The sequence below is a fragment of the Sphaerisporangium krabiense genome, from assembly GCF_014200435.1.
Lineage (GTDB): Bacteria > Actinomycetota > Actinomycetes > Streptosporangiales > Streptosporangiaceae > Sphaerisporangium > Sphaerisporangium krabiense.
On the sequence record NZ_JACHBR010000002.1, the window covers coordinates 1,151,048 to 1,163,793 of the forward strand.

Annotated in this window: 7 protein-coding genes; all 7 read left to right on the top strand. The window is 72.9% G+C overall.

Annotated features, from left to right (window positions below; all coding sequences use genetic code 11):
* Positions 1-64 precede the first annotated feature (64 nt).
* Positions 65-1,495 carry a DUF4407 domain-containing protein gene (locus BJ981_RS33035; protein WP_184617281.1) on the top strand — a complete coding sequence of 477 codons (1,431 nt, stop codon included), beginning with the start codon at positions 65-67 and terminating at the stop codon, positions 1,493-1,495.
* On the top strand, positions 1,488-3,119 hold the full coding sequence (locus BJ981_RS33040) for a protein kinase domain-containing protein (protein ID WP_184617282.1): 1,632 nt from the start codon (positions 1,488-1,490) through the stop codon (positions 3,117-3,119). Before BJ981_RS33035 ends, BJ981_RS33040 begins: the two co-directional genes overlap by 8 nt.
* A 135-nt stretch (positions 3,120-3,254) precedes the next feature.
* On the top strand, positions 3,255-8,093 hold the full coding sequence (locus tag BJ981_RS33045; RefSeq protein ID WP_184617283.1) for a hypothetical protein: 4,839 nt from the start codon (positions 3,255-3,257) through the stop codon (positions 8,091-8,093).
* 1 nt (position 8,094) lies between these two features.
* The gene (locus BJ981_RS33050; RefSeq protein ID WP_184617284.1) at positions 8,095-9,279 is read left to right on the top strand and encodes a multicopper oxidase domain-containing protein; all 1,185 of its coding nucleotides are present in this window, start codon (positions 8,095-8,097) and stop codon (positions 9,277-9,279) included.
* Positions 9,272-10,951 carry a multicopper oxidase domain-containing protein gene (locus BJ981_RS33055; protein WP_184617285.1) on the top strand — a complete coding sequence of 560 codons (1,680 nt, stop codon included), beginning with the start codon at positions 9,272-9,274 and terminating at the stop codon, positions 10,949-10,951. Before BJ981_RS33050 ends, BJ981_RS33055 begins: the two co-directional genes overlap by 8 nt.
* A gap of 197 nt (positions 10,952-11,148) precedes the next feature.
* On the top strand, positions 11,149-12,045 hold the full coding sequence (locus BJ981_RS33060) for a multicopper oxidase domain-containing protein (protein ID WP_184617286.1): 897 nt from the start codon (positions 11,149-11,151) through the stop codon (positions 12,043-12,045).
* A gap of 38 nt (positions 12,046-12,083) precedes the next feature.
* A complete protein-coding gene (locus BJ981_RS33065) occupies positions 12,084-12,647 on the top strand; it encodes a hypothetical protein (protein ID WP_184617287.1) in 564 nt (187 codons plus the stop codon).
* The last annotated feature ends 99 nt before the right edge of the window (positions 12,648-12,746 follow it).

Genomic DNA, 12,746 nt, shown 5'->3' on the forward strand with positions numbered 1-12,746 from the left:
GTTGCCCTGTATCCGATTTATGATGTAGTCAGCCCCAGTCGCCGCGTGATAGCGGGGAGAATAGATGAGAAAGTTCCTAATTGTCCTATCCGGTGCCCGGCCGGAGATCCTCGAACGCTGTCCCACCGACCGCGGCAAGTTCGAGGGCATCGGCGGAGCGGTGCTCACCACCAGCGTGCTGGCCACCATCTCCATGTCCTTCGCCCTCGGCAGCGCCCTCGGTCTCAGCTACTTCGTCGCCGTCCCCGCCGGCATCCTCTGGGGCCTCGCGATCCTGAGCCTGGACCGGTGGCTCGTCGGCTCCATCCCCGCCGAAGGCCGGCGCCGGTGGCGGCTCGCCGTCCCCCGCGTCCTCATGGCCGTGCTGCTCGGCGTGGTCATCTCCACGCCCCTGGTCCTGCAGATCTTCAAGACCGAGATCGACGCGCAGATCGTCGAGATCAGGCAGGAACGTGCCAACGCCTTCACCACCGAGCGGATGAAGGGCGACGCCGGCAAGGAACTGATCCGGCTGCGCGCCGCCGTGGCCGAGCAGGAGAACATCGTCGCCTCCCGCGGCGAGAAGGCGCAGGACCCGCGCAACGACCCGCGGTTCAAGGCCCTGACCGCCGAGCGCGACGCCCAGCAGAAGCAGGCCACCAAGCACTACGACGAACTGCAGTGCCAGCTCTACGGCGGACCCGGGTGCTCCAAGAAGGGCGACGGCGAGCTCGCCCAGGCGAGCAGGGACGCCATGAACAAGGCCAAGAAGCGCGTCGAGGAGCTCAACAAGCAGATCGACGCCCGCAAGAAGGAGCTCACCGCCTCCGACAAGCAGGCCAGGGCCACCCGGCTGGAGTCGGCCACCGAGCAGCTGAAGGAGCTGCGCCCCCAGCTCGCCGCGGCCGAGGAGCAGCAGCGCACGCTGCAGAGCTCCTTCAACGACGAGAACGAGAGCCTCAACGGCCTGCTCATCCGGCTGCGCGCCCTCAACGAGGTCTCCGGCAAGGACGTCACCCTCAACGCCGCCCGCACCCTGCTCTTCCTGCTCTTCCTGCTCATCGAGTGCCTGCCGGTGGCCGTCAAGCTCATGCAGAAGCCGGGCAACTACGAGAAGCTGTTCGAGATGGAGGCCCGCAAGGAGCTGATGGAGGCCCGGACGGGGATGCGGGTCGCCGCGCGGCCCGCGCCGGACGGCGCGCAGGGCCGCCGCACCACCCGGCAGATCTGGGACGCCGAGTCCGCGCTCGACCAGCCGCCGCCGGACCCCACCGTCGTCGGCCCGCCCACCGTCCTGGACGACCCGCAGGAGCACCGGCCCGGCCCGCTGCCGGAGCCGCTGCCGGAGCCGCTGTCCGAATCGCTGTCGGGGCCGCTCAGCATGCCGCACGAGTTCGGCGGCATGGAGGACGAGGCCCTGCGCGGCATGGCGGGCACGCGGGCGCCGGCCGTCTCCAACGCCGCGCGGCCCGAGCGCACCCGCGCCCGCAACCTGTTCCCGGACGACGATGACTGACCGCGCGGCGCCGCCCGCGTCCGCCCGGCTGCTGAGGAACCGCTACCGGCTCCTGCTGCGGCTCGGCAGCGGCGGCATGGGCGACGTCTGGCTGGCCGCCGACCAGGTCCTCGGCCGCCAGGTCGCGATCAAGGAACTGGTCGTCGCCGACGACGGCGAGTCGCTCCCCGTGCGGCGCGAGCGCGCGCTGCGCGAGGCGCGCGCCGCCGCGGGCGTCGAGCACCCCAACGTCGTCGAGATCTACGACGTGTTCGAGGAGCGGGGCCGCCCCTGGATCGTCATGGCCTACGTCAAGGGCCGCTCGCTGCGCGCCCTGATGGACGAGGGCAGGATGGAGGAGCGCGACCTGGCCAAGATCGGGGTCCGCGTCCTCGGCGCCCTGAACGCGGCGCACCGCGCCGACGTCCTGCACCGCGACGTCAAGCCCGCCAACATCCTGATCAGCGAGGCCGGCCGCGTCGTCCTGGTGGACTTCGGCATCGCCCACGTGTCCGGCCAGAGCACGCTCACCTCCCGCAACGGGTTCATCGGCACCGTGGAGTTCATGGCGCCCGAGCGGATCAGGGGCCACGTCCTCGGCCCCGCCTCGGACATGTGGTCCCTCGGCGTCACCTTCTTCTGGGCCCTTGAGGGGTACTCGCCGTTCGGCCGCGGCGACGCGCTGCTCACGATGCGCGCCATCCTCGACGAGGACCCGCCGAAGCCCGTGCGCCCCGGCCCCCTGGCCGACGCGGTGGCGCGCCTCCTTCACAAGGACCCCGAGCGCCGGATGACCGGCCACGAGCTCGACCTGGTCCTGCGCTCGGTCATCGGCGGCGCCTCCCGGCCGCGTCCCAGACCCGGCGGCCCCGCCGTGCCGCCGGCGGCGCACCCGGCCGCCCGCCCGTCGCCCCCGCCCCCGAGCCCTCCGCCCCCCTCGGGTCCGCCAGGCTCGGGTCCTCCGCCCGCCGCTGAACCTCCGCCGTCCGGGCGCCCGGCGGAGCCGTCGCCCGCGCGTCCGGCCGGCCCGCCGGTGGCACGGCAGCGGCCCCGCTCGCCCGCGCCGGCGACGCCCCCCGTGGCCTCCGGATCCGCCGCCCGCTACGCGGCGATGGCCCCCGAGACCGCGGGCGAGCTGCTGGCCGAGGCCGAGCCGCGGTTCGCCGCCGGCGTCCTGCTCGCCCTGCCCGGCGCCAAGGCCGCCGCCGTGCTCGGGGCCGTCCCGCCCAAGGCCGCCGCCGGCATGCTCACGGCCATGGCGCACAGCCCCCGCGAGGCCGCCGCGGTGCTGCGGTTGCTGGCGCCCGCCCACGCCGGGCGCGCCGTCGACTACCTGGACAGGTCCGGCGCCGCCGCCCTGGTCGGCCGCGTGCGGCCCGGCGAGGCCGCGCGGATCCTCGCGCACGCCGGCCCGAAGACCGGGGCGGCCGTGCTGGACGCGCTGGCCGTGAACTCCGTCCTGGTCTCGCTGGTCGAGGCGATGGCGGAGCGGTCGGTGCGGCGGGCCGGCCGCGTGCTCGCCTACGTCCCGCCCGCCAAGGTCGCCACGCTGCTGACCTCCCTGCCGGACGAACTGTCCCGCGCCCTGCTGGACGCCCTGGACCCCTCGGCCCGCGACCGGGTGCGACGCCACCTGGGACGCTGACCCCGTGGGCGTGTGACAGCCGCCTGACAGTCGCATGACAGCCCCGTCATGAAGCGTGGCCGTCCGGCGGCCCGCTCCGATGATCCGAGCATGAGGAGAGCTCGAGCAACGCGCCGCCGTAGGCGAGGAGCGGTCGTGTGGGCCGCGATCAGCGCCCTGGTCATGGCGATCGCGCCCGTGCTCGGGGTGACGCCGCCCGCCGGGGCCCAGGCGGGCTCGATCACCATCGAGGCGCGCGACCTCGCCACGGGCGCGGCCCTGCCGGCGTTCCAGTACCTGGTCAACCTGGACAACTCACGCCTGCCGGACGACCCCGACCCGGCCCTGCGCACCGGCGTCGCCGCCACCGAGAGCAACAGCCCCATCGTCGCCAAGGGCGACCAGAGCAGGCCCGCCGTCGACCTGCCCGACGGACGCTACCTGATCTCGGTCAGGGCCGCCGGCCACAAGATGTGGGGCCGGCACATCACCCTGCCGCGCGACGCGGGGACGGTCCGCGTCGACCTGTCGGAGGCCAGCGAGGCCCACCCGCTGCCCCTGGGCAAGATCCGCGTCTTCGTCTTCGACGACTCCCGGTGGACCAACGGCGCCCCCGACACCGGCGAGGCCGGCCTCGGAGGCTTCCAGGTCACCCTGCGGGAGCAGACCGACTCCCAGGTCTCGGTGAACTACCACAACGAGCCGCTGTGCGGCGGGGACTGCCGCACCGCCTCCGACGGGTTCGTCCAGGTCGACGACCTCGGCCCCGCCACCTACTTCATCTACGTGACGCCCCCCGACCACTGCGGCCGCGACGGTTCCGGCACCTGGACCCAGACCACCACCATCGACGGCGGCGTGGGCCTGCAGGCCGGCGTGGAGGAGGGCAGCGACGGCACCGGCGCGCCCGGCGAGGCCCTGTGGGAGCCGCCGGACCGCCGCACCGGCTACTGGTTCGGCTTCGTCTGCACGGCGACCGACTTCCCCGCGCCCGGCACCGGCTCCATCAGCGGCACCGCCAAGAACTGGAAGGCGTGGCCGCCGTTCGAGGTGCTGTCCACCGCCGAGCCGGTCGAGAGCCCGTACGTGGCCCTGACCAGCAGCGCCAACGACACCACCGTCTACGTGGGCCGCGGCGACGCCGACGGCGGGTTCCGGATCCCGCGCGTGCCGCCCGGCTCCTACATCCTGTCGATCTGGGACGAGCAGCTCAGCTACATCATCCGCTTCCTCCCCGTCGACGTCCCCGCCGGCCGGAACGTGGACCTCGGCGACGTGGGCGTGTCCCGCTGGTTCGGCTGGCTGTCCGGCCACGTCTACCAGGACACCGGCGTCGCCAAGAACGGCGACGCCCTGCCCGCGGGCAGCAAGGCGAACGGCGTCCGCGACTGCGCCGACCTCGGCGACGAGGACACCTGCGAGCCCGCCGTCCCGAACACCGACGTCGACCAGCGCTGGCGCGACGGCTCCATCAAGGACGCGACCTTCACCGACGCGCAGGGCCGCTACGAGTACACCAACGCCGAGGGCGGCCCGCTCGGCAAGTGGTTCATCGGCGAGACCGGCTTCTCCCGCTTCGGCACCACGGGGGCGTCCGTCCACAGCGAGTACGACCGCACCCGCGCGACCCGCGTGCCGACCGACGTCGGCGGCGGCCTGCTGACCAACCAGCTCGTCATCGAGGGCCACCACAGCGAGGTCGACTGGGGCAAGTACCAGTACCGCGACGACGAGCCCGGCCAGATCGTCGGCATCACCTACTTCGCCACCACCCGCAACGAGTTCGACGCGCGCATGCAGGCCCACGAGGACTACGAGCCCGCCATCCCCGGCGTCACCGTGCGGCTGGAGGGCCCCGGCCCCGACGGCGTGCCCGGCACCGCCGACGATCCCGTGCTGAACGAGTACGTCACCGACCACTGGGAGCCATCGAAGGACTGCGACGTCCTCGACAAGGACGGCAAGGACATCGGGCCCCAGCTCCACCCGCTGATCGGCCCCAAGTGCGTCGAGGTCCCCGCCACCGGCAACGAGACCAAGGACGCGGCCTTCGACGGCGGCTACGCCTTCTCCGACTACTGCCCGCCCGCCACCGGCGGCTTCGGCCACTTCGGCGACGAGGGCGAGACCGTCTGCCGCGACGGCAGCGCGCCCGTCCCGCTCGTGGCCGGCACCTACATCACCCACGCCGTCATGCCGGCCGCCGCCGGCGACGACCGGCCGTGCAACCCGGCGGGGGAGAAGTACGTCAGCGGCCCCGGCGGCACCGGCTGCCTGTACCGCCCGGTACGCGAGGAGGACGTCAACGTCGACCTCGGCGCCCAGTTCACCCCGGCCATCCCGCCGCCCGCCTGCGCCGGCGACCCGCACGTCATCGACCAGTCGACGCTGACCTCGCGCAGCCCCTACCACGGCGTCACCCCCAGCCCCTCCCGGCCGCTGTGCGACAAGCGGCTGGTCGTCCTGCAGAACAAGCAGAACGCCAACGCCGACTTCTTCCTGATGACCGCGTTCAAGAACGGCCCGGACGTCGCCGAGCCCGGCCGCATCGTCGGCCTGGTCTCCGACGACATCTACTTCGACCGCGACGCCAAGTCCATCTGGTACGGCGAGCCGCGGCCCATCGGGAAGATCCCCATCGGGATCCGCGACTACAACTGGCGTCTGATCAGCACGGTCACCACCAGCGAGAACGGCTCCTACGAGGCCCTGCTGCCCTCCACCGAGACCTACAACTGCCCCATCCCGCAGGGACCGTGCCCGGGCATGTACGTCGTGGTCGTCAACGACCCCGGCGACAAGGCGCACCCGAACCCCACCTTCAACCCCAACTACCTGACGGCGAGCTTCGCCTGGGACGTGTGGCCCGGCCAGACCGACCAGCTCGACACGCCCCTCGACCCGATCTCCGGCACGGCCTGCGAGCTGCCCGTCAACACCCCCGAGCTGCTCCAGGTGTCCAAGCCGTACGTCACCGCGGGCGACCCGCCCGAGGCGCGCCAGATCACCGTCCAGGGCGACTTCTTCGGCGCCGCACCCGGCTCGGTCGTGCTCGGCGACCCGGCCACCGTCCAGACCCGTGTGCTGACGACCGCCAACGGCGGCATCGTGAGCTGGGGCGATCGCAAGATCGTGATCCGCGTCCCGGCGACCGGCGTCCTGCCCACGCAGATCCGGCCGGGGCCGAAACAGCTCACCGTCCGCACCGCGGCGGGCGTCCCCACGCCCAACGGCCTGACCCTGCACGTGCGCGGCGAGGCCGGCGGCGTCGGCTACCTGCCGCCCGTCGTGAACGTCGCCGGGCCCGGCACCCCGGGCGCGATCCAGAGCGCCGTCAACGCCGCCGCCGACGGAAGCCTGCTCGTGCTCCAGCCCGGCGTCTACCACGAGAACGTCCTGCTCTGGAAGCCGCTCATCCTGCAAGGAGTCGGCCCCGGCGGCCTGGTCGGCGCCCGCGAGCAGCAGGAACGCGCCCCGGAGGACCCGAGGTTCGACATCCCCGGCACCGTCATCGACGGGCGCTTCTTCCATGACAACAAGCCCACCTGGACCGCCGCGCTGGCCGCCGCCGGCACGCTGGCCGGGGTGGACGCCGGCCACCCGGTGTTCGAAGGCGCCGGCATCACGGTCGCCGCCAAGACCCCGACCGCCTTCCCCTCCGGGACGCGCGCGGCCCGCATCGACGGCCTCGCCATCACCACCGGCCAGGGACAGGGCGCCGGAGGCGTCCAACTGCAGGCCTACGCCGCCAACCTGCAGATCACCAACGACGTCCTGGAGAGCGACGGAGGCATCTTCGCCGGCGGCATCGGCATCGGCCAGCCCTACTACGACTCCCACAACACCGGCGTGCGCATCGCCCACGACCGCGTCATGGGCAGCGGCGGCCTCACCCGCTCGGGCGGCATCGGGATCTTCCGCGGCTCCGGCGGCTACGAGATCGCCGACAGCGTCATCTGCGGCAACTTCGGGGTCGAGTACGGCGCCGGCATCTCGCACTGGGGCCTGTCACCCGGCGGCTCCATCCACGACAACAAGATCTACTACAACGACTCCGTCGACTCCGGGGCCGGCGTCACCATCGCCCAGGAGGTCCCCCAGCCCCTGCCCGACGGCACCACCCCGCTCGGCGACGGCTCCGGGGCCGTCGACCTCGACCGCAACGTCATCCAGGCCAACTACTCGGGCGACGACGCCGGCGGCCTGTTCGTCGAGGGCGCGCACACCGCGCGCGTCAACGTCCGCAACAACATGATCGTGGACAACGGGGCGGCCGACCTCGGCGGCGCCGTCCTGCTGGACGACTCCTCCAACGTCGCCCTGGTCGGCAACACCCTGGCCAACAACGTGTCCACCGCCTCCTGCGAGACCTGCGACACCACGCCGCACGCCGCCGGGCTCGCCGCCGAGGCCAACGACCCGCTGTTCCAGGCCACCCTGCCCCCGGGCGCGCCGAAGTTCTCCGACCCGGTCGCGCTGTTCGACAACATCTTCTGGCACAACCAGGCCTACACGCTCAGCCACCCCGGGCCCGGCGCCACGCTGGTCTCCGAGGGCTACATCGACATGGAGGTGCACGGCACCACCGGCGCCGCCGACACCTTCACGCCGCGCTACTCGCTGCTCGGCGCCGCGACCATCCGCGGCTCGGACGGGGCCGACCACCCGCTGCCCGGCGGCCAGGGCAACATCGTCGGCCAGGACCCGCAGTTCGTCCTGCCCTACACGCTGGAGCTGGCGGTCGCGGGCTCGCGCCTCGACCCGCAGATGGCAGCGGTCACCATCACCGGACAGGACCCGCCGGTCGGCCTCGCCGGCGACTACCACCTCAGGCCGACCTCACCGGCGATCAACAAGGGCCCGGCCTACGGCGACTACCCGGCCCCCAGGACCGCGACCAGCATCCCGGCGCCCACCGTCGACATCGACGGCCAGGCGCGCCCGGCCTCCCCCCAGCCCCTTCCCTTCGATCTTGGCGCGGACGAGGTGCGATGACATGAGACGAAGGGACCTTCTCAAGGCGGGAGCCCTCACGGGCGGCCTGCTCGTCGGAGGGCGGGCCCTCACCGGCACCGCCCAGGCCGCCGGGCAGACCACGATCTCCCTCGCCGGGACCGACGGCCACATCATCCTCCCCGGCCGGGCCCCGCTGTACGTGTTCGGGTTCGTCGCGGTGCCGGCGACCATGTCCGTCAACGACCTGGTCGCCACCTACAAGGGCAAGGCGCGGCATGTCTCGCCCGTCCTGGACGTCAAACAGGGCGACGACGTCTACATCACCCTCACCAACCTCGGGCTGGTCGGCCGTCCCGACCTCGTCGACTCCCACACCATCCACTGGCACGGCTTCCGCACCCCCACCGCGCTGTTCGACGGCGTGCCCGAGGTGTCGGTCGGCGTGCCGATCCACCGCCGGTTCACCTACTACTACCGCCCGCACGACCCGGGCACGTACATGTACCACTGCCACTTCGAGGACGTCGAGCACGTGCAGATGGGCATGACCGGCATCGTCTACGTCCGGCCCGCCCAGGACGGCGACCCGGCCCCGGACCCGCTGCACCGGACCACGTCCTACGCCTACAACGACGGCGACGGCTCCACCGCCTACGACCGGCACTTCGCGATCCTGCTCAACGAGATCGAGGAGCGCGAGCACGACGCCGACGAGCTGATCCAGGAGTTCATCTTCACCGACTACGACCCCCAGTACTTCACGATGAACGGCCGGGTCTACCCGCAGACCGTCCTTCCTGCGGGCGACCCCTCGCTGCCCTACCAGCCGGTCTCGTCGCTGATCCAGGCCAACCCCGGCGACCGGGTGCTGCTGCGGCTCGCCAACCTCGGATACCTGCAGCACGCGATGCAGCTCCCGGGGATCCCGCTGAAGGTCGTCGGCGAGGACGCCACGCTCCGCAAGGCGCCGTACGTCACCAACACCCTCTACATGGGCCCCGGCGAGGCGCGCGACGTGCTGTTCACCGCCCCGCCGTTCAACCCCTCCGCGCCGGTCGCCTCCGACGCCCGGGGAGCGTACAACACCTATCTGTTCAAGAACCGGGACTTCCGGCGCCTGACCAACCGCGGCGCTCCGGGACTCGGCGGCATGGTGACGGAGGTCAGGGTGTACCAGGGATCGCCGCTGCCCGCGCAGACCGTGGTGGGGGAGACCTATGCGTAGGCACCTGCGCAGGGCGGCGGTCGTGGCCGCCGCCCTGCTGGTCGCGTTCGCGCCCAGCGCCGAGGCCCAGGCCCCGGCGCCGCCGCGCCAGGGGATGGTCTGCGCAGACGGCCCCGACTTCGACCTGACGGCGACCCGCGGCTACGCCGAGACCCCGGACGGCAACAGCGTCCTGATGTGGAGCTACGCCCCCACCGGCGGCGCCTTCCAGAGCCCCGGCCCCGTGCTCTGCGTCGAGCAGGGCGCGACGGTCACGGTCCGCCTGCGCAACGACCTCACCGAGCCCGTCTCGATCGTCTTCCCCGGCCAGACCGGGATCCAGGGAAGCGGCAGCCCCGGACTGCTCGCCGACGAGGCTCCCCCCGGCGGCCAGGCCACCTACACCTTCACCGCCGGCGAGCCCGGGACCTACGTCTACGAGAGCGGCACCGACCCCGCCAAGCAGGTCGAGATGGGCCTCTACGGCGCGCTCGTCGTCCGTCCGGCCGGGCACCCCGACTACGCCTACGACGCGGCGACGCGGTTCGACCCCCGCCGCGAGTACCTGCTGCTGCTCAGCGACATCGACCCCGACCTGCACCACGCCGTGGAGACCGGCGCCCCCTACGACTTCGGGACGCTGCGCAGCCGGTACTTCGCCATCAACGGGCGGCAGTTCCCCGACACCCTCCAGGACAACGGCGTCTCCTGGCTGCCCGCGCAGCCGTACGGCGCGCTCGTCCGCGTCAAACCCTACGACGCGACCGGCAACCCGCTGCCCGCGCTGATCCGGATGGCCAACGTCGGCACGCTCAACCACCCCTTCCACCCGCACGGCAACCACATCAAGGAGATCGCCCAGGACGGCAGGCCGCTGCGGACCCCGGCCGGCGGCGACGCCTCCGGCGACCACTTCGCCGCCACCATCGGCACCGGCCAGACCGAGGACTACCTGTTCTCCTGGACCGACCAGGACTCCTGGGACGCCGGGAGCAACCCCCTGCCGTCCTCCGTGGCCGCCCCCGACTACCGCAACCTGGACTTCAAGGGCGGCGACACCTGGTCCAGCGGCGGCGCCTACCTCGGCGCCAAGGGCACCCTGCCCGTGGGCACCACCTCGCAGAACATCTGCGGCGAGTGGTACTTCCCCTGGCACAGCCACGCGCTCAACGAGTTCACCAACTACGACGCGGGCTTCGGCGGCATGGCCACCCTGCTACGGGTGGACCCGCCCGGCGGGTGCGCCGCCGCCGCGGGCTCCGCCGCCGTCACGGCCGGCGTCCTGGACTCCGGCAACGTCGCCGCGCTCGCCGCCGCCGACGCCTCCTACTACCGGGTCGGCTCCACCACCACCGGCGCCAGGACCACCGACTGGTACGGCGGTTTCGCCGGCGTGCCCGCCGGGTCCACCGCGCTCACCGTCACCTACACCGGCCGCGACTCGATCGCCGCGCTCCCCACCACGCTGTGGATCTGGAAGTGGTCCACCGGCACATGGACCCAACTCGGCCCCGCCGCCACGATCGGCACCACCGACACCACCCTGACCAGAACCGTCCCGGCCCCCGAGTCCCCCTACATCGGAACAGGCGCCAACGCCGGCAAGGTCCGCGTCCGCGTCCTCACCACCGGCGCCGCCACCCCCTTCGTGACGCAGGGCAACCTGCTCAAACTCACCTACGACGCGCCATGAGTCCCAACACGCGCACAACCCACGCCCAAGCGGGACGCCCTCCCCAAGCTGATCTACGACGCGCCATGAGGACAAGAATGCGTGCTCCCCGATCTCGCGTGTGGCCCACCGACGACCGACGCCACGCCACAAGCGCGACAGCGCGTGCGGTCCGGCTCCGCGCGGGCCTCCTCCGCCAAGGTCGGTCGCGCCCCGTCATGAGGACCGTGATGCGGCGGGTCCTGGTGCCCATCCTGGTCGCGGCGGGCCTGACCGTCCCGGCCTCGCCCGCCCACGCGGCCGACGTCGCGATCGACCTCTGCGCCGCCGCGGGCACCCTCACGCTCCCCGGCCCGGTCACCGTGAACGTCTGGGGCTTCGCCCGGGCCGGCTCCGGCGGCTCGTGCGCGGGCGTCACACCCTCGGTGCCCGGCCCGGTCCTCACGGCCGGACAGGGCGACCAGGTCTCGGTCGTCCTGCGCAACACCCTGGACACCCCGGTGTCCCTGGAGATCCCAGGGGTCTCGTTCGGCCAGGGCGCACGCGTCACCGCCCCGCCGGACGGCACGGCCACCGCCACCTTCACCGCGTCCGCGCCCGGCACCTACCTCTACCAGGGGACCGAACGGCAGCTCCCGATGGGACTGTACGGCGCGCTCATCGTCCGCCCCGCGGTGGCGGGCCGTGCCTACGAGCCGGCCTCCACCGCCTACGACCGCGAGGCGCCCCTGGTGCTGTCCGCCATCGACCCGGCCTTCAACGCCGCGCCGCTGTCCGCCGACCTCTACCGGTACGCGCCCAAGTTCTGGCTCGTCAACGGCAAGGCGTACCCCGACACCGACCCCGTGCACGGCGTGGCGCCGGGGACCAAGGTGCTGCTGCGCTACCTCAACGCGGGCTTCGACAACACGACGATGCGGCTGCTCGGCGCCTACGAACGGGTGATCGCCCGAGACGCCCGCCCACTCGCCGCCCCCTTCGACGCCACCGCCGAGACCATCCCGGCCGGCGGCACCGAGGACGCCGTGGTCACCGTCCCCGCCTCGGGCACCCGCTTCCCCCTCTACAACCGCCAACTCCACAAGACCATGCTGACCTTCCTCCAGATCCCGTGACCCCGCCACCTCAGGAGAGCCCTGCACCGGGCCGGGGGATGACCGGGCACGCGCCCGAGCGGGGGAGGACCGGGCGCACGTGGCGGCTGGCCCTGCTCGCCATCGTCCTCACCGTGGCGGCAGGAGCGACCCCTCTCGGACCCCCGCCCGGAACGGCCGGTCCTGCCTCCGCCGACGCCCTTGCCACCGCCCCCGCCCTCACCGGCCAGACCTCGCGGCGTCCCGGCGTCCTGGCCGTCGACGCCAGGACCGCGCTGCGGCGCCCCTCCGTCGCGGCGGACGACCTGCCCGGCCGGGCGGGAGTCCGGCTCGTCCGGGTGGCGGTGAGCGGCGGCGGGGGACTGGTCGACCTGCGCTTCCAGGTCCTCGACCCCGCGAAGGCCCAGGCCCTGCACGACGCCGCCACCCCGCCCATCCTCGTCGACGAGACGTCCGGCGTGATCGTCAAGGACCTCTACATGGGCCACTCCCACACCGGCCCCTACAAGGCCGCCGTCACCTACTACCTGGTCTTCATCAACCCCGGCAACTGGATCCGCCGTGGCACCAAGGTCACCGTCCTCCTCGGCGCCACCCAGGTCCCCCATGTCCCCGTCTCGTGACAACCCCCACCCAAGCGGCCCGCGCCACACTCCACCCGACCCACCCCGAACGCTCGAATCCACGCCCCGACGCGGACAAGCGCGAGGCATCGTGGAGCG